The following is a 24,378-nucleotide window of genomic DNA, read 5'->3' as shown; positions in this document are numbered from 1 at the left end:
GTTACTACTCTCTTAAAGTGGATTGATTAAATCGACCATCAACTGCACGCTGCGATTACCACGAAACTCGTTAATATCAAGGCGATAAGCTATTTCAGCCCAACGCACCATAGGGTTAGGCCAAAGGGCTAGATCTACATTAAATGCAATAGCATCAATGGCCACGCCACCCGCTTCTGGCTCCAGCACCAGTTTTAAATGCTTTTGTCCCACTAACCGCTGCTGCAATAGCTTAAATTTGCCATCAAACAAAGGCTCTGGAAAAGCTTGCCCCCAAGGACCGGCAAATTTAAGTAATTGCGCCAGCTCTAAATTGAAGGCCTGTGGTGCCAGTGGACCATCACTTAACAGGCTGCCTTGTAGTACCGAAGGGCTAATATGTTGGTCAATAACCTGATTGAGTTTGGCTTTAAAGTCCGCAAAATGAGCAAGGGGCAATGATAATCCCGCCGCCATGGCATGGCCGCCAAATTTATGGATCAAGCCAGGGTTTTGCGTATCAACCTGTTCCAACATATCACGCATGTGAATACCGGGAATTGAACGCGCCGAGCCTTTAATTTCGCCTTCACCTGCACTGGCAAAGGCAAGGGTTGGTCGGTAGTAGCGCTCTTTAATACGCGATGCCACTAAACCGATCACTCCTTGATGCCAGTCTTCTTGATATAAGCAAATTGCCGTTGGAATATCGGACTCATCCAGCTCAATTTTTTGCAGGCTATTGATTGCTTCTTGTTGCATGCCCGTTTCTATCTCGCGGCGCTCTCGGTTTAGCGTGTCTAGCTCAACTGCTAAGCTGCGCGCTTGAGGTAAATCATCACACAATAATAGTGACACACCTAAGCTCATCTCATCTAAACGGCCTGCGGCGTTAATACGTGGCCCCAATGCAAATCCTAGATCTGACGCCACTAACTGCTGCTGGTTTTTACCCGCTACTTCAATCAAGGCTTGAATACCCGGACGACAGCGCCCTGCGCGAATGCGACCAATACCTTGATGAACCAGAATACGATTATTCGCGTCAAGGGGCACTACGTCCGCAACCGTGCCTAAGGCAACAATATCTAACAAGCAAGCCAAGTTAGGCGGTGTACCATGAAAACCATCACGCTGACTGATGTACTGGCGCAGCGCCAGCATCAAGTAAAACGCGACCCCAACCCCAGCCAAATTTTTGCTCGGGAAGCCACAGCCATGTTGATTCGGGTTGACGATGGCATCGGCATTGGGTAATTCTAAACCCGGTAAATGATGATCGGTAACAACTACTTGTAAGCCCAGTGCTTTCGCTGCACTCACCCCTTGAATACTGGAAATACCATTATCAACCGTGACAATCATGGCCGCGCCCATGTCAGCGGCTAGTTGCACGGTTTCAGGACTTAAACCATAGCCATAATCAAAACGATTCGGCACTAAGAAATCAACGTTAGTACAGCCCAACATCTTTAATGCCAATACACACAATGCCGTACTGGTGGCACCATCGGCATCAAAATCACCCACGATGATAATACGCTGCTTAGCATTGATGGCCTGATATAAAAGCTCGCACGCTCTGTCTATACCCATAATGTCCTTAGGCGTAAACAAGGCGCTCGCAGCCATGTTCAGCTCACTCGCATCTTTAATGCCCCGATTGGCATAAATCTGCTTTAACACGGGGTGAAGTTCATCAGGTAAAAAGCTAGCGTCTACTGGATCGCGGCGCTGAATACTAAGCTTAGGCATGAATTTAAAGGGCTCTTGAATAAAAAACTAAAAGGCGACCGAAGTCGCCTTATTTAAGTCACAATAAAATGGTTTTATTGGGTTGCTGTCGTTGTCTCTGTCGCCGCGTTGGCTAATTCTTTCGCGGCCATTTGCTCAAGTAAAGCTGATAAGCGATCCGCTGGTACATATCCTGGCTGCATGGTGCCATCCGACAGCACCATGGCTGGAGTACCATTTACACCAAACATACCGCCCAATTCATATTGTTTTAACACATTATTGTCACATGTCTTAGCTGGGATATCTTCACGATTTTTCGCTGCATTCATCGAAGCACGTTGATCCTCAGAACACCAAATAGACACCATGTCACGATAAGTTTGTGAACGCTCACCACCACGTGGGAATGCAAGATATCTAATTGTAATCCCTGCTTTATTGTAATCAGCCATTTCATGATGTAATTTTTGACAGTAACCGCAGTCGGTATCAGTGAAGACGGTAACCACAAACTTTTCGTCCTTCGCAGGGTAAACAATCATGTCTTTTTCAAACGCTTTAAGCTGCTCTGCGCGCAACTTGGCTAGGGATTGCTCAGTTAAGTTAGTGACTTCTGTGTTGACCACTTCAAACAGGTTACCAAACAATAAATATCGACCTGTTGGGTTACTGTAAATAACGCCGCGATCCGTTTTCACTTCATACATACTTGGAATAATACTGCGCTCCAAGCTGAAGGGCTTGACTTCGATAGTCGCTAATTGCTCGCGGATCATCTCAAAGTGTTGTGATTGCTCACGAGCAGCCTCTAAGTCAGGGTGTTCGGCTTTTAATGCGCGCAGCTCAGTGGTGAGATCGCTATTTTTTTGATTTTGCTCATTCAGTGCTTGCTCTAATTGCGCAACACGTTGCTCAGCAGAACTGAGCTGAGCTTGTAAAGCCTTGGTCTGACCATCCGTAGTCTCTGCCATAACATGGGCGTTTAATCCGCCAATTAATGCTACCGCAATCAAGGTTTTCTTCCACATAACAACTCCAAATACTGGTTGATTTAGTTTAAGAGCCTTCATGGCCATTAAACAAAAAATGGGTATCGCACAATTATGCACAACAAGATAAAAAGCCCAAGTAGTTTATTCCTGTTTGTTGCTGCCAACATTATCACATCATGCTCTCGGATGATGAATTTCATGTAAGCTTTTTAAGCGCTCGCCTGCCACATGGGTATAAATTTGCGTGGTAGAGAGATCACTATGACCGAGTAATAATTGTACTACGCGTAAATCGGCACCATGGTTTAATAAATGAGTCGCAAAGGCATGGCGCAACGTATGAGGCGAAAGATGGGTACTAATACACGCCACTTTTGAGTAATGTTTGATCCGATGCCAAAAAGTTTGCCGCGTCATAAATTGCGCCCGCGTACTCGGAAACACCACATCTGAGCTGGTTTCTTTTAATAAGCTGGCTCTGGCTTCATTAAAAAATCGCTCTAGCCAATACACCGCTTCCTCGCCCATCGGTACTAAGCGCTCTTTATTACCTTTACCGACAATGCGCACCACACCTTGGCGCAAACTGACTCGGTCGGTACTTAAATTAACCAACTCAGACACTCGTAGTCCAGTGGCATAAAGCAGCTCTAACATGGCTTTATCACGCAGGCCTATCGCCTCTGATAAATCCGGCGCCATGAGTAACGCGTCAACCTCTGATTCGGTTAAATCTGCGGGTAAGTATTTTGGCAGTTTAGGATTCACAATCAATGCGGTGGGGTCGTCTTCACGCAGCTTTTCTCGGCATAAATATTGATAAAAACGACGTACCGCACTTAACAAACGCGCACTCGAAGTCGCTTTATAGCCAGCGTTTTGACGTACGCTTAAATAGTCTTGAATATCACTACGCTGTAATGTCAGCAAAGCGTGGCCAGTTTGATCGCACCACAACGCCAAGTGGTTTAAATCATGACGATATGAGGAGGTAGTGTTATCACTTAACCCGCGCTCTAACCACATAGCATCTAAAAAATCGTCTATTAATGAGGACATAATCACGCTGTTATCATTGAATGAGTCAAGATTCTAATCCAGATACTCCTCAATACAAAGTTAGTCGACTCACTACCCTCGCCTCAGTGACCTTTTCCTTGTTAGAATGCGGCTCATATTAACAGGGGGGGTAAAAATGAAAATTGGCTTGTTTTATGGTTCTACAACTTGTTACACCGAAATCGCGGCAGAAAAAATTCGCGATGCCATCGGTGAGGAGCTGGTTGATCTTTTCAATATTAAAGAAACCCCGCTAAGCAAAACCCAAGATTACGACGTGCTAATTTTAGGTATTTCCACTTGGGATTACGGCGAGCTGCAAGAAGACTGGGCTGAGCTTTGGCAACAATTAAATGGCCTGACAGTGCAAGGCAAAATCATTGCGTTATATGGCATGGGTGATCAAGAAGGCTACAGCCAATGGTTTCAAGATGCCCTCGGCATGCTACATGATGAACTACTGCCACAAAACCCAACGTTTATCGGCTACACCAGTGTTGACGGTTATGAATTTGAAGCTTCTAAAGCGCTCACTGCAGACGCCAGTCAATTTGTCGGCCTCGCCTTAGATGAAGATAATCAATACGATTTATCGGACGAGCGCATTCAAAACTGGGCCATTCAAGTGCTTACTGAAATTCAGCAGCATATATAATTGCCGCTACTCGCTTACTGTGCAAACACTAAGGCGAGTATCACTTTTGCTAAAAAATATTCGAGCCAGCTCCTGTTTTGATGACTTCTTTGTTAGCTATGAATCACTTAAACGTTATGATTCGGACTCAAACTAGGATTGAGAGATATTTTCAAGGAAGAGTCATGGCTTACCGACTGTTAAAAATACAACATTTATTGCTATTAACCACCTTTCTTATCGCGAGCATGTTGATCCATAACACAGCCCAAGCCGCTGTCTATAAATGCCAAGTAAGCGGAAAAACCGTTTACCAATCCTCGCCGTGTTTCAAAGGTAAACAAACCGTCTTAAAACCTACCAAGCATGATACAGGGTTACATGCCTCTTGGTTTTCGCGTCCACCACTACTACCCGATACCGCCACATGCAGCGGTGACATATGTCAATGCGGCACGCAAACACTACCTTTAAGTGCTGACAGCCAAGCCAATGTTGAAAAATCGCTCTCGGGCCTAATCAATGACTGGCAACAACACCATGAGCTCTACCAAACCTATCTTAACTTGTCGGATGAAGAACAAAAAATTTCAAACCAAAGAGCCGATATTGCTAATAGCGCCTGTATGATCGCCATGCATCAAACGTTACTCAATCAATCCTACCTTGAAGTCATCAATCCAAAAGCAACTCCCCCCCTCTCCGAAGAGGAGTTAAACGCTAAGCTTGCTGAACGTTGCTCGCAAGGGTTAGATGATGATATGCCTTTGAATGAAGCAGAGATCAAGTTTAATCAATGTGTAAGTGTTGAAAAAGATAACAACGATCGCCTAATTGCACAGCAAGCAGCGAGTAATAACGCGCCGAAATTTCCAACCCAAGTCGCAACATTAAAGTTAAAAAATCCTTATGAAATTGAATAAATTACCAATAAAAAAATTAAATTTAGCATTATTATGCCTAGTAACCTTAACACTGCTCGTTTCCTACCCCGCCCTTAGTGCGGTTTATAAATGCCAGGTAGGCGACAAAACCATATACCAATCAACGGGCTGCTTAGAAGGAAAGGAAATTCAGCTTAAATCTTCGCAACATGCGACAGGGTTACACGCCTCTTGGTTTAAGCGACCAGCGCTGCAACAGGCAACAGCCTTATGTGGTGCACAATCTTGCCAATGTGGCGATGTATTAGTTAATAATCAAAAAGAGCCAAAATATACCTTGATGAATGCCCTCGCTGATTTGCCCGAAAAATGGCGCTTCTATCATCAAGAATATCAACGCTATCAAGAAATGGAAAATAGGGAAAGTTTCCCTGCGCTAAAGAGCAACTTGGCAGAATCAGCCTGCCGGATTGCGATTAACCAAGCCTTGATAGAAAAGTACTACAGCTCAGTCATGTCCGAAACTCAGGCGCAATATAAAACAGCGAAGGCTGCATATGATGAGGTTAATAATAGATGTGTTAAACCCGATGAAACGGGCTGGACGCAAAGTGACGCAGCAAAAGAATATGTAAAATGCAGCAAAGCAAATATGGCGGCACAAAACAAAGCAAATAAAAAACTCAGAAGCCAAGGCTGGCATAAGTCATTGTTAGCTGACGCTGCCATTTTACAACAACCCAATCCTTACTAATCAACCAAGTAGCAGCGCGCCAACAAGAGGCGCGCTGCTAGACAATATGCTGTTTCAAGCCAAAAAAAGAACTCAGCTTTAAATTATGCCCGCGACAATGCAGCTTTTTGACAAGGTACTTTTTTAAACGCCAAAAGCGCAATAACCAACGCGACAGCAGTGGGTAGCAACCAAGCCAGCCCTTTATCAAATAGCGGTAAAAAATTAAAAGCATGCATATCTAACCCTGCCACTTTTAAACCATCCAGCACACCAAACATCAATGCAATGGATAATACAAACTTATATGACAAACCTTTATTACCCAGTTTTTCTTGTACGAATGTTAAAGCTATCAGCGCGATGGCTACCGGATAAACAGCAAATAGCACTGGAATAGATAGCGTAATTAGCTGAGTTAACCCGACATTTGTCACCAAAGCACAAACAACACAGTTAATAAGTACCAAATAGGTATAGTTCCAATTGGGCTTCAATTTAGTCAGAAACGCAGTCATAGCACTGACTAGACCCACCGCGGTAGTTAAGCAAGCCATGACCACCACAGCCGCTAGCGCATAAGTGCCGCGCTCTTCGAACATGCCAAACACATAAATAGTTAGAATATCAGAGCCTGACTGAGCGCCTGCTGCAATCACTTGACTCGTTGCGCCTAAGTAAAATAAAGAAATGTAAACAAAAGCCAAACCTGCGGCTGCAATACAGCCCGCAATGATTAGATATTTGTATATATAAGACTTCGCGGTGACGCCCTTACCGGTAAGCACATTAACAATCAGCATACCAAACACCAATGCGCCAAAGGTGTCCATGGTGTTATAACCTTCTAAGAAACCTTTAACAAATGCATCGTTGGCATAATCTGCATTGGGCGTGCCCAGCTCACCTAACGGCGCCATAAAAACAGCTACTGCCAGTGCTAACAGTAATAGCACCAAAAGAGGCGTTATAAATTTACCCACGTAATCAAGTAGCTTGCCCGGTTTAATCGACAACCACGCTACTAGAGCGAAAAACACGACAGAGAACAAAGCTAAATAATCTTGCTCAATAAAGGGTTTAATGCCGATTTCATAAGCAACTAAGCCAGTACGTGGCGTGGCAAAGCTAGGGCCAATAATGATATATACCGCTAATGCTAAGGTGGTGGCGAGGGATACAGGTAAATGCTTAGCCATGGTGCTAATTCCCCCTCCCGCCTTTGCTACCGCAATCAGAGTGAGTAAAGGCAAACCCACCGCAGTGGCTAAAAAGCCCAGCATTGCAGGCACCATCTCAGCTCCTGCATGAGCACCAGCTAAAGGGGGGAAAATAATATTGCCGGCCCCGAGAAAAAATGCAAACGTCATCAGCCCAAGACTGAGTATGTCTAGACTACTTAACCTGTTATTCATCTTGTTGTGTTCCTGTTTATTATAATAAGTTAGTCAATTACAAGCTAATACGCATAAAAACCAAACAATAAGGTTAATGCAGCCATAAAAACCAATATTGATACTAGCTACAGGATAAAGAAAGAAACCACAGGTTCAAGTATGCAGATACATATAGATGAAATAAAATATAACCAAGATCAAACTTTGCCAACATAAAGTCTAATAGTGCTACATTTTAAGGTAGTACTCCCTAGTTAAATTGATGAAATCAGCAGAATAACCACCACCATCACTATGGATAAATAACTGAGATAAGCATAACGTTTGAGCTTGCTTACTTAAACTGAATAACATGCGATGAGGCTGGCTGCGTTTCTTAGTCATCACATCGACACGATGGACTAAATGCAAGCCCACCTCACTTGCCATGTCGATATACTCTAGCGCGACATCAAATGGCAACACCAAATCACAGCGCCCACTAGGCGATAACAGCAGTAAAATTGCCTGCATCAAATCTCGCTTGTTTAAGCTGCCGTTATGGCGCGCTTTTGCTCTGGCTTGGTCGACAAAATCTTGTCCAGCCGGAAAATACGGAGGGTTAGAAACAATCAGATCAAACTGCTGCTGATATTGAGCTTGGGCAGCAAATCCCTGAAGCGTTTCACACCTCACTTTAACTTTGTCAGGCCAAGGGCTATTTGCTACATTTTGTTCTGCCTGTGCGGCCGCATTAGGATCAATTTCGATGGCCACAATGTGGCTATCAGGCTGCGCTTTCTGTGCCAGTTGTAAGGCAATCAGTCCACTACCGGTGCCAATATCTAAGATTCGACCCGCCAGCCCAACCTTTGCCCATGCGCCTAACAAAATGCCATCCGTTCCTACTTTCATCGCACATAAGTCATGTTCAATATGAAATTGTTTGAAAGTGAATCCACGGCTTTTGACCATTTAGCTTGCTCCGATAAAAATTTCGCTACAATCTAGCAAAGCTATTCAACAACAACCACTAACTTGTCATACCCAAGTAGAGCGAGATCCTCTATAATCCCCCTCCAATTTAGTTACACTGGAAATCACTATGTCTTTTGCCGATCTTGAGTTAGATCCCCTACTCGTCGATGCCTTAACCAGCATGGGGCTCGACAAGCCAACAACTATCCAACAAGAAGCCATTCCTCATGCGTTGGATGGCCGCGATCTAATGGCAAGCTCACCCACTGGAACCGGCAAAACGTTAGCGTTTTTATTACCCGCTATCGAGCACATGCTAAATTTCCCAAGACGCAAACCCGGTTCACCTCGGGTGCTCATTCTCACGCCAACGCGCGAATTAGCAGTACAAATTCAAGTTGAAGCCACTAAGCTGTGTAAAGATACTCCACTTAAAGTCGGTGCTATTATCGGCGGTATTAGCTACCAAACCCAAGAAGAAGTGTTAACTAAAAACATGGATCTAGTGGTCGCTACACCTGGGCGCTTAATGGAATACATTGAGCAAGAAGCTTTTGACTGTCGCGAAATAGAGATTCTTACCTTAGATGAAGCAGATCGCATGCTAGACATGGGCTTTATTAGCACCATGGAACGCATCGCTGAAGAGGCGCGTTGGCGCAAACAAACCTTCTTGTTCTCTGCAACATTAGAAGGAAAAGGGCTGCGTCAATTTGCTGAAAAAATCCTAAAAGAGCCTATCAGTATTGAATCTGCCGCGCCGCGTAGCGAGCGCGCCAAAATTATTCAATGGGTTCACTTAGCTGACAACATTAACCATAAGTTTGAACTGCTAAAAGCAACCTTAAAAAAAGAAGAAGTACAGCACGCTATTGTATTTGTTAAAACCCGCGATCGCTTAACTGAACTAGTGACAAAATTAGAAGAAGCTGGCATTAAATGTTGTTTCTTGCGTGGTGAAATGGAGCAGTCAAAACGCACCACCGCCATCATGCGCTTTAAAACCGGTAAGGTGAATGTACTGGTTGCTACCGATGTTGCCGCCCGCGGTATTGACGTGCCTGAAATTAGTCACGTGATTAATTATGACATGCCGCGCACTGCCGATATTTACTTACACCGAATTGGTCGAACCGCGCGTGGTGGTCGCAAGGGCACGGCAATTTCATTAATTGAAGCTCATGATGTAGAAATGCTCGCAAAAGTTGAGCGTTACATGAAAGAGCCAATTAAACGTCGCATTATTGAAGGGTTGCGACCTAATAATAAAGAAGCCGCTGTGCCTGCGAAGAAAAAGCGCGCCCCACTGAAAACCGATACCAAAAAAGCCACAGTTAAAATAAAAAGCAAGTCGAAAAAAGATAAAGGTAAACCGAGCTGGGCTAAAAAAGCAGCCAAATCATAAAAAATAGCTTTTAGTGCTCACTCTTACAGCAAGCAATGATGTAAGGGTGAGTTATATTTACTATAAAGGTACTGTTTTTTAAACAAAAATAAATCCGATATCAAGCCAACTTTAACTATTTAGTACTAAACTATGGATTAACCTTGGTCATATTCGGAGCACTGTATGCTATCAGTGGATGATTACTTTTCCCCGACATCTGTCGACCTTGATCTCGCATTTCTTTGGCAGAACATTGCTGAATATTACCTAACTGAAGAACACAATTTAGTAAAACAACTGCAATATTATGCCAGTATCAGTAGTTGGGAAATGTCTAAAACGACCCATCTAGCCGCTACCATAGTGGGTAAAATAAGAGCCGATCATCGCCACACCAATCTAACAGAAGCGTTTTTACAGGAGTACCACCTGAGTAGCCAAGAGGGAGTTATGCTAATGTGCTTAGCTGAAGCCTTGATGCGCATTCCCGACTCAGAAACTGCAGATGCCTTAATCAGAGATAGACTAACCCAATCTGATTGGTCGTCACATTTACAACATTCCGATTCTTTTTTAGTTAACGCTTCCACTTGGGGATTATTACTGACGGGCCGGATCACACCACTAGACAATCCAACACAGAGCATAAAACAAACCATTAAGTCTTTGGTTAGCAGTCTCACTGAGCCCATCGTTCGCAAAGCCCTAAACCATGCAATGCGCCTAATGGCACACCAATTCGTTATGGGGAAAAACATTACCAATGCCCTGCAACAGGGTCTTAAATATACGAATGACCCACGTTTTGGCAATAAACCACATTTAAATTTCGATATGCTCGGTGAGACAACCATCACCAGTGAAACTGCACAACATAATTTGGCCGCACAAATTCAAAACCTCCACCAGATCGCAAAGCATAACCAGCAAAATCAACGTCAGGATTCAATTTCGATAAAGCTTTCAGCATTGCACCCCAGATTTGCGCCAAGCCAATCTCAACGGGTATTAACTGAGCTAAAAGATAATTTATTACAACTACTTACTCTGGCAAAAAGTCTCAATGTGGCGGTGACTATCAATGCTGAAGAATCTGAACGCCTTGATTTGTCACTGCAGGTATTTAGGGAAGTATTCCAAACCACAAGTTTAATGGGCTGGGGCCGATTTGGGCTCGCTGTGCAAGCTTATTCAAAACGCGCACTGAGCGAACTAGCCTGGTTGACAGCGCTGGCCAAAAAGCACCACACTCCGATTCAAGTTAGGCTGGTAAAAGGGGCTTATTGGGATACCGAAATTAAAAACAGCCAACACTTAGGACTGGCGAACTATCCCGTTTTTACGAGTAAGGCCGCGACTGATATTAACTACCTCTGCTGCGTAAGGTATTTGCTATCGAGTCATGTTCGACCCTATTTGCAGGCCCAATTTGCCACTCATAACGCTCATACAGTTGCCGCCATCGAAGTGATGGCCAATGGCCAAACGGTAGCGTTTCAAAAACTACTGGGTATGGGCGAAGCTCTTTACCACCACCACCCGCAACCTAACTTGCGCGTTTACGCTCCCGTCGGTCATTATCAAAGTCTGCTGCCCTATTTGATTCGCCGCTTATTGGAAAATAGCGCTAATAATTCATTTTTAAGTGCCATCACCAATAAAAACGTCCCCATAAGTGAACTGATTAAACACCCGGTTGACCAATATTTTGACTCCCACCATACCAGTAACGCTCATTTCCCCCTGCCATCTGACCTATTTGGTCCAGCGCGAAAGAACAGTGCTGGCATTAACTTTGCCTGTAATCGCACTCTGGATTATTGGCAAAAACGTGTCACACCATACTTTAATGAACAATACATTAGTGGCCCTATTATTGACGGTGAAGCAATATTTCTTGACACGGATGGAAACATTCACCTCGCAGATCGAAACCAAAAGGAAATGACCAAGCCCTATCAACTTGATGAAGTAATGGGTAAACAAATTGAGGCGTCACAGGAAGATATACATCGAGCCTATAAGGTCGCTTTAAATGGTTTTATTCCTTGGTCACAGACTAACATTGAAATGCGCGCGAGTTTACTCAACAAACTAGCGGATAAACTTGAGCTACAGACTCCGAAATTGACGGCTCTGTGCATGATGGAAGCTGGAAAAACACTATTTGATGCCCATTGCGAGCTACGAAAATCGATCGATTATTGCCGCTATTATGCTGATCAAGGCTTGTCGTTATTTCAGCAATCACCATTATCTATGCCCTCTTTAACGCCCACAAACTGGCGTAGAAAAGGCCAAGGCGTTTGGCTATGCATTAGCCCATGTAGTGAACCGCTGGCTGTGTTTGTTGGCCAAGTCTGCGCAGCCTTGATCTGTGGCAATACCGTTATCGCCAAACCCGCCCCACAATCAAGTCTAATTGCCTATCAAGTGATTAAACTCATGCTGAGTGTTGGTTTTCCTCCTTATACTATTCAGTTCTTGCCTGGCACAGACAAGGTCGCGAAGCAGCTTTCAACGCAGCCTAACCTAGCCGGTATCGCCGTGACAGGTCGTCTCACAACAGCACAACAGATTCAACAAGCTTGCTACCAAAGCAAACCTCCCTTTCCAAAACTAATAGCTGAAACTTCGGGAGTAAACTGCATGCTAGTGGACAGCTCAGCGCTCCATGAACAAGTGGTTCAAGACGCTCTCAAGTCTGCTTTTTCTGCCGCAGGTCAGCACAGTTCAGCATTAAGGGTTTTATGTTTACAAGATGATGTAGCCGATGCCATTATCAAGCAGCTATCCGATGCTATGATAGAGCTTGCAGTCGGCAACCCCGAGCAAATCTACCAAGATTTAGGCCCCATTATAGATAAGGAAACGTGGTTGCACTTGCAACAATATTTGGTGCACTTAAATAACAGTGCTCGTTTAATACGACAAACGCCACTGCACCATGACTTAAACGGCTATTTCATCGCACCATGCCTGTTCGAAATAGAACAAATAAACGACGTTAATGGCGGAGCTTTTGGCCCAATTCTACATGTATTACGTTATGAGAAGCACCAGTTACCTCATTTAATACAGCAGATTAACCAGATGGGATACGGTTTAAATTGTGCCATCCATAGCCGTAATCAAACCAGCATTGATCAGTTGGCGAATCAATTACAAATGGGCACTATTTATGTTAACAGCCGCCAAACAGATACCACCATTGGTGCAAAACCGACTGGCGGTTGGGGCTTATCAGGAACAGGGCCAAAATCCGGCGGACCGACTTACTTAACCGCATTTAGTCAATTGGAGCCATATTAATGTCTAACCCTTGGCAAGCCGCACATACGCAATTTCAAGTTTGGGGGAAGTTACCCCAATCCCATAGAGACCATGTCTTGCGTCATTGGATCAGCGAAGTACCAAGCCATGTTGAACATGGCAAGCTATCTAATGAAGCGCAGCAAACCATAGATGAAATATGTCTGTGTGGTGAGTATTTTTGCACCTTAGCTGAGCGAAATTTCAATCCGCAAACCTTAACTGGCGTTACTGGCGAGCGAAATGAGCTGCATTTTCACGGCAGAGGCATCTTCATAGTGGGCGAACTCGATCAAACTAAACCGACACTGTTTAACTTTACTCGTTTAATCAGCTTAACCGTTGCAGCTTTGTTATGTGGCAACAGCGTACTTTTACACTACATACACCCACTTGAAAAATGGCAAAAATGCTTACTTATTTCACTGTCTAAATCACTGCCCAATGAGTTATTTCAACTCACCCATCACTTAGATTGGTTACAAATGAACCAACACAGCAATATAGCCGGTGTCGCCTATCTTGAGCACCCCAATCCGGATAAAACAGAGAGCTTTCACCGTTTACTCAACCAACGGCAAGGCCCATTTATCAGCCAAGTCGGTATCTCCCATCAAGCCAGCTTACAACAGGCGTTTCATCCAGAGTGTTTATTGCCCTTTATCGGTGAAACCTGCATTAGCCAAAATTGCACCTCGATAGGAGGCCATATAGAGCTGTTAAATCGTTAATCTTTGCATACCCAATCAACTTGAAGGCGCATATTTCAGGGCTAGTTTTACACACCTTTATACTAAATAGTTCATTTTGATAAGGGAACAGCCATGATCAACGCTCAATACCTTACCTAAATGTATGTAACCCCTTACTGACGTCAAGTATCTCTAGACCGATTGGGTATAGTCATTGATTTTGAACTAAAATAAGCCACTAAACGTAAACCGACACATAAGTATGTTTTATTTGCTCTAAGCAAGCTAAATTAAGCTTAATTACACCATTTTTAACCTGTCTCGAATCACAAGGAACGTACTCCATGTTTAGCGAAAAAATGCTTGCGACAAAAGCGACCATCACCTTGGCCATCTTGAGCGCATTTTATTTACCTCAAGCCATGGCTCGGCCCCTTGCCAATGAAGCAGGTTGGGGCTTAACGCTTAACATCAATGGCGGTTTTAGTCAGTCTCAGTCGCAAATGAAAACCGATGACGACAATGAGGTGACAGCCGATTTGAACAATTCAGGACAACAAATTAATTCAGGCATTATTTTCCCTCTGGCTCGGCTTTCTTATACCTTTGAAGATTTAAAAACGCAGTTGTTTGCAGGTAATAGTTTAGAGAACGTGTCTCAAGGTCAATTCCAATTGGAGCTAGGCGCCACTCATCAATTTTCCGATACCAGTAAACTCACCTTGGCTTGGTTTCCACGGTTGCCTAGTTTTAGTAAAACTTGGCAAGACCCCTATGTCGTGAATCAATCACGTCAAAAAACTGACCAAGACTCGCAAGGCGCGAGACTGGCGTGGGAGAACATCGGCGGCAGCTTATTCAGTTTTAAATACGGCTTTGCTAAAAATCAACTGGATAATGAAACCAGCGGCACTGCCCTTGCTTTAGCGAACGAGCAAAAGCGTTTACTCGATAGAAATGCTAACTATCACCGTACCACTTTAGAAATGCTCGTCCCCATGGGCAATGGCCTATTTTTTGAACCAGCACTCACTTACACCTTAGGGGATGCGACTGGCCAAGCGATGAGCTACGACGAATACGGTACTCGTTTAAGTTTGATTAAAATAATGGATAAACATCGTATTACAGGTAATGTGTTTTATAGCCAAGCAAGGTATGACGTCAGCAACCCGATTTTTAACCGCACCCGCCAAGATGATAAGTGGGGGCTTTTCGCTTTTTATAGCTATAAAGCTCCATTGGGTTGGCAAAATGCTAGCTTCACATTATTTGGAGCTTGGGCCAACACCGACTCTAATATTCAATTCTATGAATCAGACATGCTCAGTGTTGCTGCTGGTATGGCTTATACATTTTAATATTTAACCTCAGTTTTGCTTATCCACGATTCGGGCTAATTATTCAATGATTTTAAGACGGAGCCTAAAGCAACAGCCCGTTAAGTGAGTAGGTGTAATCAGCTGAATGTCGCCTTGATGCCACTGTGCAACCTTATGTGCAATCGCCAACCCTAAGCCATAATTACCTTGCTCTCGGCTGCGGCTGGCCTCTAATCGCACAAAGGGCTTAAACACACTTTGCCACTTTGCAACGGGGATCCCAGGGCCATCGTCTTCCACTTCAATCACCCAATACCCCTCTTCTACCATAACCCTAAACTCAAGTTGGTGTTTTGCAAATCGCACACCATTAGACAAAATATTTAATACCGCGCGACTTACCCATACTTTATCGGCATAAACCAACTGTTGATTGGCTTTATTAATAAAATGAATGTCCTTTCCTTGCTGCTCTGCCAGCATCTTTGCCTGCCGTTGAATATCGGTTAACAAAGCGCCTATCTGATGCTGCTCAATGGATAGCTTATCTCTTCGTTTGTCTAAACTAGAATAATCTAAAAAGGCACTGACCATTTGTTCCATTTGTTCAAGATCTCGCTCCATCCTTAAGATCATTTGATCCTTTTCATTCGCATCTTCGGCATCAAGTGTTGCTTCAACGCCAAAACGCAAACAAGCCAACGGCGTACGTAAATCATGGGATAAACCACTTGCTAGCATACGGTTTTCAGCAATAAGTGCTTCAATCTGCTGAGCCATTCTGTTAAAGCTTTCTTCAAGCCAATGGATATAAGAAAAGCGACTTGCCGGAATGCGGCTATCCAGCTTTCCTTTGCCGAACTCAGTCGCCATTCGGTGGATCAGGCTTAGTCGCCTTGTTAAAGGAAAAAGCCAAAGTGCCATTAAAAGCCCTGCGCCAAGGTAAAAAGCCAAAGTGAGCCATAAATCAAGTGGGGATGGACTATCAATTTCAGGTAAATCAAGATAGAGCTGATAATGTGGATGGGCTGCTAAAGACTTGACCAAATAAGGACGACTATCTGACTCTAACAGCAATCCACCCGGCGCGAGTAACTGCGCTTGTAGTTCTTGGGGCAAAGCCAGTTCGTCTGTATGATGCATAGACAGAGGTAAGTTAAAAGCGTTGCGCCACTCGGGTACTTTTAATTGTAACTGCGGTAAGGTTAGTACAGCACTTTGCTGAGCAAACCCTTCCATTAATTGAAAATAAAGCGCGTATTCGGTTTGTTTTACCTGAGAGTCATCGGCGGCTTCAAACTGATCTAACATCCAACCAAGAAAAAATAAGGATGCGAGGGCCATAACGACAATGCTGAGATATAAGCGACGCATGGTTATTCCCAAGCATCTGCAACAAATAAATAACCTTTACCCCAGACCGTTTTTATTCTTTTCGCCTTGCCTTGGCTATCACCAACTTTGCGCCGTAGCCCCGAAATCAAGACATCAATACGCCGATCTAGACCGTCGTATTCCCAACCTTTCATTTTTTTAAACACGGTGTCCCGATCCAGTACTTGGCCCGCAGAACTTGCTAACAACCACAATAACTCAAATTCGGTGGTGGTTAAGGCAAGATCGGTTTGGTTTAACTCAGCACGTTGCGATTGAGCGTCTAGCATCAAACCACCAAAAGTAAGCTGCGAAGATACTTTATTACCTTTTAACTGACATTGATCTTTATATTGCTGTAATTCGGTTTTAATTCGGGTTAACAAAGCACGCGGACGAACCGGCTTAAGTAGGTAATCATTAGCGCCTAGCTCTAAACCAAGAACTTCATCAAATTCATCATCGCGGGCGGTCAACATAATGATCGGCGCATCAAAAAAAGGCCTAAGTTGTTTGCAAACTTGATGACCATCTAAGCCCGGCAACATAAGATCAAGCAGTACCAAGTCTACCTGATGCTGACGAACATATGGCTCTACCTCGTCTCCGCGCATCAAATGAGCCGTCTGAAAACCTTTATTATCTAAATACTCGATGATCCACTGTGCTAAAGAGACGTCATCCTCAACCACCAAGATACGTGCTAATTTTTCCATTTACACCTCATTTAAAGCTTTCAATCTGAGCCAGTTTAAAACAGACGCCAACGACGTTTTTTATGTTTGGTTTTATAGACCCAACTGACTTCGACTTCCGTTTCTAGCACCACACGGTTGGTGTCTTTGACCACCAATAAAAATTGAGTGGTTTGCTGTTTTGAGAAAGCAAACTTATGTTGTCCTGAAGACGAGCCTTGCCAACAACGAGCAACCGTTAAGGCCTCTTTTTCAATCAGGCAATAGTCACCTGGGACAACCGTCTGCCAATGAAACACAACATCCGCTAAACATTGGCGACCTTCACGTAGCGCCACACACTTTTCAGGTGTCACACTAATCGAATCCGTATTTGGTAATGTCTTTGAATGAGCGAATAATGGCATCAAGGTTATAAAAGTTAACGTCGCAAACAGTAAATTCAGGGGTTTAAAAAACATATTTCACCCCTAAATAACCAATGACTCTGACATTACTGTTTGTTAATGGACTTTGTTTTATGTTATCTGAGGCAACCCCAATTAAGGCAGCAGAATAAAACACCCAGCTTTCACTAAGAGGATACTCAGCGACAAACATGCCATAACCGCCAAAGGATAATCCAGGCTGATAAGCAGGTCGAACGGCACTAACCTCATCGTCCGAAACCCCGTAATAATAATTAGCCATTTTAGCTGAGTAAATATCAAAACCTAGGCCGCCACGTAGATCCCAGTTACCTGCTGGAATGGGTCGGCTTAAAACCGAACGAACCATCCAAGATTGATGAGAGCGACCAAAGTCAGTGACAATTTCGGTACTAAAGTCAGCAAAATCATAATCACGAAAAAATTTAACACCAAGGTTAAAATCGTCATTGCGACTTTTAATCCCCTGCAGTGCTGGACCTCCATCTTTAGTGTAATAGTTGCCGTTTTCATCAAAACCAAGGGTATAAGTACCTGCAACTAAGTCGGCCTGCCACGTTTCACCCTGCCAAAGGTGGTAACCCATAACGGCCCCGCCAGGCAAATTACTACGCTGAATGTCTAGATAGAAATCTTTATACTCAATAGATAAATTAACATCAAAGAACCAAGAAATTTTTTGCTCATCTTTGACGTATAAAAAATCATCCGTTAAATCCAAACCAGCACCAACACTGGCGTCCCAGCGAAACTCATCCCAAAAACCGATCTCATCTACCGGTTTTTCAGCCGTTTTATCAGCATGCGCGAATGACATCGGCATACCTAATAAAAACAGGCCGGCGACCATCCATTGGTTTATATTCATTACGTCAAAATACCAAAACAAAATACCCTAGATACGGGATTATAAGGGAGAAGAATAATTAGTTCAGGGCTATTTAAATATAATTTTGTTAGAAATTGTAAAGAGATAAGCCCTTTACCCCCTTGGTTAAACTCAGTAAACATTATTTCTCTTACAAATTATCACTAAACCATAAAACACCCTGACAGAATAATTTTTCCAATGGCGTAATCTTTGGAACAGTCCAAGGTTATCAATCGAAGGAAAAAAACATGTCACGGATAATTCACTCACTACTCGCTTCAAGTTTGTTACTAGCGTCGCAGCAAAGTGTTGCCGACCTTGCTGAGCCTGGCTTTGATTTTGTTTTAAACATCAATGCCGGAGGGGGTCAAAGTCAATCTCAAAGCAACACAGACAAAGATAACGCCATCACTAAAGATTTGAATAATTCGGGAAAAAAGCAAAGTGCTGCAACAGCCTTTGCCCTCGGTCGCTTGTCTTACACCCTGTCAAATAAAAAAACACAGTTCTTCTTTGGTAATAGTGAAGATGATGTTGTACTTGGCGATTTCAAAGCCGAATTGGGCATTAGCCAAGAGTTTGATAACGGCACGGTGGTAACTTTAGCTTATGTCCCTTTACTCGCAGAGTCTGAAGCATGGAAGGATCCTTATCTGACTAATGTAAAACGCCAAAAAACTGATGTCAGCGCCCAAGGTGTACGCGTTCGGTTTGATAATATACTTAATATTTATGGTAACCCAATCAACATCCAATATACTTGGGCTGAGGCAGATTATGAACACGATCAAAGTGGCCAACAGACTAGCCTAGGATTATCAAAATCACAACAAGATCAATTAAAGCGAGATGGGGATTACCATCAAGCTATGATTGAATACAGTCATGCCCTATCGCAGCAATTTACACTGCAACCCGCCGTGACCTTAACTCGTGGGGCATTAGAGGGAGAAGCCATGGCTTTTGATAAAGCCGAGCTACAGCTGTCCCTTATCACTATGCTATCAGAGCGGAGCCAGCTAGCGACTAGCGTATTTTATGGCGCATCTCAATTTGATCAATCACATCCTATCTTCAATCAAAAACGAGAAGATAAAGAGATTGGTGCCTTTGTTTTTTACAGCTATAGCGCTCCCTTTAATTGGGAAAATGCTGCGTTTACCGCCATGACGGGCTACAGTAAAAAAGATTCCAACATTAATTTCTATGACGAACAAAATATCGCGGCCTCCATCGGCATGGTATACAACTTTTAACCACTAAAACTCGGTACGGGCATTAAAAGCGCGTACCGAGTCTTGATAGCAATGCCACAGCAGAAAGCATAATGCAGTCACATCTTGCTTTGCCTTGCACTGCTGCGCCAACTCTCGCGCTATCACTGCCAGTACAGGCAACGCAAGCCTCTCGCTTAATATAATAATTTTACTAGCATTCTCGTTAACCATTTGGCCATCAGCAACTTGCTCAGCTAACGATGCAAGATCGAATAAGGCTTCTGTCACCTTTGGTGAAAGTTGCTTTTTGTCATCCATCACTTGCTGCTTGACCATTACCTCCTGTGGCGCAAGTAAAGGCTCAACAACCTCGCTAGGCAGCTGCCCTTGTAACATTAACTCCAGTTGATGGACGGAATCACTAATGTCACCACGAGCCATGCCAGACAAGATACGTAATAAGTCTTGTCGCAAGAAAGGGGAAACCAACACCCCATCCGCCACCGCGCTATATTGCTGTATTTGCGCTTCAGACCAATGCTTATCAACTAAGACGATCAAGGCGTCAGCGCCAAATTCACTCTCTAACTGGGGCAAAGCGCCAGCTTGTGTGCCTAAATCAACCAAAATAACGTTATTTTTTGTTTTGCTCAGTACGCCGCCTATTTGCGTTGCATCACTTGCAACGCTAACACTTATCCCCCATTCAATCATACTCTCTAGTTGACTCGAATCTTGGTCATGACTAAACCAAACCAACGACCACGCCGATGCATCAACACTCAATACGTGCGGCCCTAAAGGTAAAATTTTATTCGCTAAGGTGGCCGGGCGCTCTTTTTCCAAACCGACAGTATCAAGCAGCCGTTGATATTCCCTTTCAAGATCATGCTGTAACGAACGTAGCACTGCGGCTTGATTGGCCGTTGCCGGTCGCCACTGTAAATAAGAGAGCTCGTCAATCACCTGAACGATACCGTCAACCAAAGGCTGAACCAACTGACTTTGCTTCGATTTGTATTGTTCAAACTCTTCTGTAAGCTCTTGTAGCTGTTTCGGGAAAAATTGATTTAAATGTGTAATTTGCTGAGTTAGCTGTTGATTTTTTTCCTTCAGCTCCAACATATTTAGTTTTAATTGCCGCTTTTCTTGCTCAAGTAATGATAGTTTTTTATTCTCTCGTTGCTTTTGTTGCTGTAAGACAGTCAACTTCTCACTCAACGCTTTTTGCTGCTGTTGCTGCCAATATAAGGCATCTTTGATCGGCTTTATTTCTGATGGGTCTAAATCACTTTCTATAAATGGTGAGCCCTCATAAACAGCGGCTTCTATGTCTTGATAGGTTGATATGCGCAGCTTCGCAGCTTTAGCTATCTGCAGCTTTAATTGGTTAATTCGACACAAACTAAGCCCTAAAGCCAACAGCAATAACATAACTAACCATGACAATTTACTGCCAATAGCTAACAACCCTGACTGTAGGTCAACCCCAAGCGGCCAGCCAAAATAAAGCCATGGCTCGGGATAAAGCAACAATAACGTTAGCAACAAAGCCAAACAGGCTAAGGTATAGCTTAGAGGACGGGTAATAAGGCGCATGAAGAGCTCCACCAATCAGCGATGGAATAAGTATAGATAGCAAGTCTAATTGTTGCATTTACCAGGCTCAGTCAGGGGAAAGCACATGAATGTTTTTCAAGCAATTAGTAATATTTTCTTAGGCGAACATCTGCCACAAGGAAGCGATGGTTAAGCCATCAACAGTTTTTGAGGAGCATGTTTCACCATTTCGGATAAGAAAAAGTGTTACTTTTTGCTAAATTGCTCACATTTTGTATGCCCATGCGCTCGCCCTGCAGACAAAATGAAGGTAAACCTTGTGGGGGGTTGACATAGCGTGACACAAACCATAATCGTGCCAATAAGCTAAGCTTTTAACAAATGTTACTTTTCTGTTTCCTTTTGAAAACCAAAGCGGTTCCGGATAAGCTAATTATTCATTAAACGCGTTAGACGACAAGCTAAAAAACTTCTAGTAAAAAATTGAGGTTTACCATAACGCTCACTATTACAGCAAGGATAGCCTGCACAAATGGCAGAACAATACACCGATGAAACGAGCTTGTTATCGGCAAGTGATTATAAGAACGACGTTTATAGCGTCATAAAACTCAGTGTCAACGAACAACTTTCGTCTCCGTTTGAAATAACACTTGAGCTAATCGCTAAAAACTTCAATGCTAAAGAGCAACTAGGCCAAGCCATGACAATCGAGCGCTTTAGCGCTATTTCAGGGATGCGTGAGCAACAGCGTGCATATCACGGTTATATTACACATATTCAACAAACCGGTTGGGATCACAAACAGCTGTTTGCCACTTATCGATTAACCTTGCGCCCTTGGCTTTGGTTATTGAGTCATACCCTGCATCACCGCGTGTATCAAAACAAAACCACGCAGGATATCGTGAGTGACATTTTCACCGAGGCGGGCTTTAAAGGCATGTTTAAATGTAATGCTATGCCTAGCACCAAACGTGAGTATTGTTTGCAATATAACGAATCAGATTTAGACTTTGTCAGCAGACTGTTAGCTGAAGAAGGCGTGCATTATTTTTTTGAACACAGCAAAGATAAGCACACATTAATTTTGCAGGACGCGCAGAAGCCATTTGTGAAAGCAAAGCAGTCCCTTTTTGATCACAGTGACACGCCCAGTGGTGAGCATCCACTGATTAATACTTGGTTGCCTCAGTATACATTCCATAGCGCGAGCTTAGAGCTAAACAACTATGACTATGAGCAAACAAAATTAGTTAGCAGCAAAGTAAAAAAATCCAGTAATAAGATAGCCAATAACACTAAATTAACAAAACAGCATTTTCCCGCAGCCAGTATTAGTGGAAAAATAGATGATTTAAGTAGCAACTTAATTAAACGACGAATTGAACAACTTGAACAAGATTATCAACAAATTACCGCAGAAAGCACATCAGATGACTTTGTTGTCGGGCAGTGGTTTAGCTTAAAAAACCATCCAGATAAATCGCAACAAGGGGATTATTTAGTCATATCAAGCCAGAGTGAATATCAAGCAGATGGGCAAACTCAGGTGCAACTTTTACTTTGTTCAAGTAATACTAATTACTATCCAACCCCAAAGCCGAAACCGCAAATTATAGGGCTACAAAGTGCGACTGTAGCAGGCAGTAGTAAAGGTCAACCTAGTCAAGATGACGAAGGCCGTGTTCGAATCTTGTTTCAATGGGACACTAAAACCAGTGGCGACAAAACCAGCTGCTATGTTCGCGTAGCTCAATCGATGGCAGGTAATGGCTACGGTTGCCAATTTATCCCACGTGCTGGACAAGAAGTATTAGTTAGCTTTATTAACGGTGATCCCGATTCCCCCGTGGTGACTGGTAGCGTTTATAACAGCAAACAAAAACCACCATACAAAGACACAGACAGTACCCAGTCTGGGATCAAAACTAAACTTAGTGGCCAGAGTAACGAATTACGTTTTGACGATAAAAAAGATAACGAAGAATTATACTTACACGCAGCTAAAGACAGTCTATTTGAAATAGAAAATAATCATACCCAAACGATTAAGGGTGAAGAAAAGCGTACCGTTACTAAGAAAATGACGATCAGTACCCAAGATGATTATGCGCTAACAGCTGATAAGGGCATTAGCGAAAAAGCAAAGACCATCACCCTTGAAGCAGATGATAAAATTGAGCTAAAAGTGGGCTCAAGTAAAATCACCATGACCACTTCATCAATTAAAATTGAGAGCTCAGATATCCAAGTTAAAGCCTCTAAGGGCTTAAAGTTACAGGGGATGACATTCGATGCCAAAGCGTCGACATCAGCCAAGTTAAGCGGCGCATCAGTAGATGTTAAAGCGAGCGGAGCTGGTTCATTCAAAGCCTTAAGCTTAACCTTAGATGCAAAAACAACGTTAACAGCACAAAGTAAATTAAGTACTGATGTAAAATCTAACCTTAAAACCTCCGTTGGCGGCGGCGTCATGACGGAAGTTAAAGGCGCAATTGTTAAAGTTAACTAAGATCAAGCAATATTTCTCACCTGCTGGTCTCACGAGCAACTAAAAATATGTCATTAAAAAAAATTCCGTATCAAACAGGACAACAGCTACTAGCTTGCTTTACTGCCAGCGATGAGGCTCACGCCTTAGTCACCGAGCCATTGGGAATTCTCGAAACAATAGAATTACTCGATAAAGAAGGACTGCACTTTGATTTGATGCAATTTATCGCCCATGGCTTACCGGTAAGAGAATCAATTTGGTGGGCGAGCTTGTGTCTCAACTTACGTAACAACGACTGGCACCCCAATCAAATACAAGCTATAGAGTTGTGTCAAAGCTGGGTAAAAAAACCAGATGAGGTACTTCGTCGCCGGATTGAATTAATGCTGAATAAAATGAGCTTGAATTGCGGCCCAAGCTGGTTGTTACAAGCCGTATTTTGGAATGGCAGTGGCAGTATCGTAGCGCCATCGTTACCCGCCGTGATGCCAGACCCTCACCTATATGCTAAAGCAACAGCAGGCGCTGTTAACATGGCAGCAGCGCTACCGGATTGGCAAGGCCAAGTAAATTATTATCAACAAGCCACTGCCACAGCCATTAATATTGCCAACGGCGGCAATGGCCAGCAGCCCAGCTAAATAAAAAGGA

20 protein-coding genes are annotated in these 24,378 nt (G+C 43.4%); 10 read left to right on the top strand and 10 right to left on the bottom strand.

Features of this window, described 5'->3' with window-relative positions:
- Positions 1 to 12: 12 nt before the first annotated feature.
- From recJ to xerD, 3 genes are all read right to left on the bottom strand, one after another.
- Positions 13 to 1,734, bottom strand: a complete 1,722-nt coding sequence (recJ, locus tag K1M91_RS11440; protein WP_232801893.1) for a single-stranded-DNA-specific exonuclease RecJ — start codon at positions 1,732 to 1,734, stop codon at positions 13 to 15.
- Positions 1,735 to 1,808: 74 nt separating this feature from the next.
- On the bottom strand, positions 1,809 to 2,744 hold the full coding sequence (gene dsbC, locus K1M91_RS11435) for a bifunctional protein-disulfide isomerase/oxidoreductase DsbC (RefSeq protein WP_232801892.1): 936 nt from the start codon (positions 2,742 to 2,744) through the stop codon (positions 1,809 to 1,811).
- Between the two features lie 138 nt (positions 2,745 to 2,882).
- Positions 2,883 to 3,767, bottom strand: a complete 885-nt coding sequence (xerD, locus tag K1M91_RS11430) for a site-specific tyrosine recombinase XerD (protein WP_232801891.1) — start codon at positions 3,765 to 3,767, stop codon at positions 2,883 to 2,885.
- A gap of 136 nt (positions 3,768 to 3,903) precedes the next feature.
- Here xerD and fldB point away from each other — a divergent pair, with 136 nt between their 5' ends.
- The 3 genes from fldB to K1M91_RS11415 all read left to right on the top strand — a co-directional run bounded on the left by fldB (position 3,904) and on the right by K1M91_RS11415 (position 6,039).
- The gene (gene fldB / locus K1M91_RS11425) at positions 3,904 to 4,422 is read left to right on the top strand and encodes a flavodoxin FldB (RefSeq protein WP_232801890.1); all 519 of its coding nucleotides are present in this window, start codon (positions 3,904 to 3,906) and stop codon (positions 4,420 to 4,422) included.
- Positions 4,423 to 4,586: 164 nt separating this feature from the next.
- Positions 4,587 to 5,324, top strand: a complete 738-nt coding sequence (locus K1M91_RS11420; RefSeq protein ID WP_232801889.1) for a hypothetical protein — start codon at positions 4,587 to 4,589, stop codon at positions 5,322 to 5,324.
- Complete coding sequence (locus K1M91_RS11415) at positions 5,311 to 6,039, top strand: hypothetical protein (protein ID WP_232801888.1); 729 nt, start codon at positions 5,311 to 5,313, stop codon at positions 6,037 to 6,039. Before K1M91_RS11420 ends, K1M91_RS11415 begins: the two co-directional genes overlap by 14 nt.
- A gap of 83 nt (positions 6,040 to 6,122) precedes the next feature.
- On the opposite strand, the gene brnQ is transcribed toward K1M91_RS11415, so the two are convergent.
- Entirely contained in the window at positions 6,123 to 7,433 is a 1,311-nt protein-coding gene (gene brnQ / locus K1M91_RS11410; RefSeq protein ID WP_232801887.1) for a branched-chain amino acid transport system II carrier protein, read from the bottom strand.
- Between the two features lie 210 nt (positions 7,434 to 7,643).
- Complete coding sequence (locus K1M91_RS11405; RefSeq protein WP_232801886.1) at positions 7,644 to 8,369, bottom strand: methyltransferase; 726 nt, start codon at positions 8,367 to 8,369, stop codon at positions 7,644 to 7,646.
- 130 nt (positions 8,370 to 8,499) lie between these two features.
- On the opposite strand from K1M91_RS11405, the gene srmB reads away from it, so the two are divergent.
- From srmB to K1M91_RS11385, 4 genes are all read left to right on the top strand, one after another.
- Positions 8,500 to 9,777, top strand: a complete 1,278-nt coding sequence (gene srmB / locus K1M91_RS11400; protein WP_232801885.1) for an ATP-dependent RNA helicase SrmB — start codon at positions 8,500 to 8,502, stop codon at positions 9,775 to 9,777.
- A gap of 165 nt (positions 9,778 to 9,942) precedes the next feature.
- Positions 9,943 to 13,071 carry a bifunctional proline dehydrogenase/L-glutamate gamma-semialdehyde dehydrogenase PutA gene (putA, locus tag K1M91_RS11395; protein WP_232801884.1) on the top strand — a complete coding sequence of 1,043 codons (3,129 nt, stop codon included), beginning with the start codon at positions 9,943 to 9,945 and terminating at the stop codon, positions 13,069 to 13,071.
- Positions 13,071 to 13,802 carry a hypothetical protein gene (locus K1M91_RS11390; protein WP_232801883.1) on the top strand — a complete coding sequence of 244 codons (732 nt, stop codon included), beginning with the start codon at positions 13,071 to 13,073 and terminating at the stop codon, positions 13,800 to 13,802. The genes putA and K1M91_RS11390 overlap by 1 nt, the downstream gene beginning before the upstream one ends.
- 305 nt (positions 13,803 to 14,107) lie before the next feature.
- Complete coding sequence (locus tag K1M91_RS11385; protein WP_232801882.1) at positions 14,108 to 15,124, top strand: DUF2860 domain-containing protein; 1,017 nt, start codon at positions 14,108 to 14,110, stop codon at positions 15,122 to 15,124.
- Between the two features lie 39 nt (positions 15,125 to 15,163).
- Here K1M91_RS11385 and K1M91_RS11380 read toward each other — a convergent pair whose 3' ends face one another.
- The 4 genes from K1M91_RS11380 to K1M91_RS11365 are packed head-to-tail and all read right to left on the bottom strand — an operon-like array spanning position 15,164 to position 18,450.
- Entirely contained in the window at positions 15,164 to 16,459 is a 1,296-nt protein-coding gene (locus tag K1M91_RS11380) for an ATP-binding protein (RefSeq protein WP_232801881.1), read from the bottom strand.
- A gap of 2 nt (positions 16,460 to 16,461) precedes the next feature.
- A complete protein-coding gene (locus tag K1M91_RS11375; protein WP_232801880.1) occupies positions 16,462 to 17,175 on the bottom strand; it encodes a response regulator in 714 nt (237 codons plus the stop codon).
- 35 nt (positions 17,176 to 17,210) lie between these two features.
- Positions 17,211 to 17,615, bottom strand: coding sequence for a DUF3019 domain-containing protein (locus K1M91_RS11370; RefSeq protein ID WP_232801879.1), 405 nt, complete (start codon positions 17,613 to 17,615; stop codon positions 17,211 to 17,213).
- A complete protein-coding gene (locus K1M91_RS11365; protein WP_232801878.1) occupies positions 17,605 to 18,450 on the bottom strand; it encodes a MipA/OmpV family protein in 846 nt (281 codons plus the stop codon). Before K1M91_RS11365 ends, K1M91_RS11370 begins: the two co-directional genes overlap by 11 nt.
- Before the next feature lie 251 nt (positions 18,451 to 18,701).
- On the opposite strand from K1M91_RS11365, the gene K1M91_RS11360 reads away from it, so the two are divergent.
- Entirely contained in the window at positions 18,702 to 19,709 is a 1,008-nt protein-coding gene (locus tag K1M91_RS11360) for a DUF2860 family protein (RefSeq protein ID WP_232801877.1), read from the top strand.
- Between the two features lie 3 nt (positions 19,710 to 19,712).
- Here K1M91_RS11360 and K1M91_RS11355 read toward each other — a convergent pair whose 3' ends face one another.
- Entirely contained in the window at positions 19,713 to 21,269 is a 1,557-nt protein-coding gene (locus tag K1M91_RS11355; protein WP_232801876.1) for a hypothetical protein, read from the bottom strand.
- 493 nt (positions 21,270 to 21,762) lie between these two features.
- Between K1M91_RS11355 and tssI the strand changes: the two genes are divergently transcribed.
- Together tssI and K1M91_RS11345 are read left to right on the top strand one after the other, a co-directional pair.
- Complete coding sequence (gene tssI / locus K1M91_RS11350) at positions 21,763 to 23,745, top strand: type VI secretion system tip protein TssI/VgrG (RefSeq protein WP_232801875.1); 1,983 nt, start codon at positions 21,763 to 21,765, stop codon at positions 23,743 to 23,745.
- Positions 23,746 to 23,792: 47 nt separating this feature from the next.
- Positions 23,793 to 24,368, top strand: coding sequence for a Twin-arginine translocation pathway signal (locus K1M91_RS11345; protein ID WP_232801874.1), 576 nt, complete (start codon positions 23,793 to 23,795; stop codon positions 24,366 to 24,368).
- Positions 24,369 to 24,378: the final 10 nt, after the last annotated feature.

Source organism: Motilimonas sp. E26 (genome assembly GCF_021278025.1).
In the GTDB taxonomy this organism is placed as follows: Bacteria; Pseudomonadota; Gammaproteobacteria; order Enterobacterales; family CBDFNC01; genus Motilimonas.
The sequence above is the reverse complement of the archived record's forward strand: the minus strand, read 5'-3'. Positions and strand labels throughout refer to the sequence as shown.

Coding starts and splice junctions, on each gene's coding strand:
- recJ (WP_232801893.1), bottom strand. CDS start 1,734: ATGCCTAAGCTTAGTATTCAGCGCCGCGATCCAGTAGACGCTAGCTTT.
- dsbC (WP_232801892.1), bottom strand. CDS start 2,744: ATGTGGAAGAAAACCTTGATTGCGGTAGCATTAATTGGCGGATTAAAC.
- xerD (WP_232801891.1), bottom strand. CDS start 3,767: ATGTCCTCATTAATAGACGATTTTTTAGATGCTATGTGGTTAGAGCGC.
- fldB (WP_232801890.1), top strand. CDS start 3,904: ATGAAAATTGGCTTGTTTTATGGTTCTACAACTTGTTACACCGAAATC.
- K1M91_RS11420 (WP_232801889.1), top strand. CDS start 4,587: ATGGCTTACCGACTGTTAAAAATACAACATTTATTGCTATTAACCACC.
- K1M91_RS11415 (WP_232801888.1), top strand. CDS start 5,311: ATGAAATTGAATAAATTACCAATAAAAAAATTAAATTTAGCATTATTA.
- brnQ (WP_232801887.1), bottom strand. CDS start 7,433: ATGAATAACAGGTTAAGTAGTCTAGACATACTCAGTCTTGGGCTGATG.
- K1M91_RS11405 (WP_232801886.1), bottom strand. CDS start 8,369: ATGGTCAAAAGCCGTGGATTCACTTTCAAACAATTTCATATTGAACAT.
- srmB (WP_232801885.1), top strand. CDS start 8,500: ATGTCTTTTGCCGATCTTGAGTTAGATCCCCTACTCGTCGATGCCTTA.
- putA (WP_232801884.1), top strand. CDS start 9,943: ATGCTATCAGTGGATGATTACTTTTCCCCGACATCTGTCGACCTTGAT.
- K1M91_RS11390 (WP_232801883.1), top strand. CDS start 13,071: ATGTCTAACCCTTGGCAAGCCGCACATACGCAATTTCAAGTTTGGGGG.
- K1M91_RS11385 (WP_232801882.1), top strand. CDS start 14,108: ATGTTTAGCGAAAAAATGCTTGCGACAAAAGCGACCATCACCTTGGCC.
- K1M91_RS11380 (WP_232801881.1), bottom strand. CDS start 16,459: ATGCGTCGCTTATATCTCAGCATTGTCGTTATGGCCCTCGCATCCTTA.
- K1M91_RS11375 (WP_232801880.1), bottom strand. CDS start 17,175: ATGGAAAAATTAGCACGTATCTTGGTGGTTGAGGATGACGTCTCTTTA.
- K1M91_RS11370 (WP_232801879.1), bottom strand. CDS start 17,615: ATGTTTTTTAAACCCCTGAATTTACTGTTTGCGACGTTAACTTTTATA.
- K1M91_RS11365 (WP_232801878.1), bottom strand. CDS start 18,450: ATGAATATAAACCAATGGATGGTCGCCGGCCTGTTTTTATTAGGTATG.
- K1M91_RS11360 (WP_232801877.1), top strand. CDS start 18,702: ATGTCACGGATAATTCACTCACTACTCGCTTCAAGTTTGTTACTAGCG.
- K1M91_RS11355 (WP_232801876.1), bottom strand. CDS start 21,269: ATGCGCCTTATTACCCGTCCTCTAAGCTATACCTTAGCCTGTTTGGCT.
- tssI (WP_232801875.1), top strand. CDS start 21,763: ATGGCAGAACAATACACCGATGAAACGAGCTTGTTATCGGCAAGTGAT.
- K1M91_RS11345 (WP_232801874.1), top strand. CDS start 23,793: ATGTCATTAAAAAAAATTCCGTATCAAACAGGACAACAGCTACTAGCT.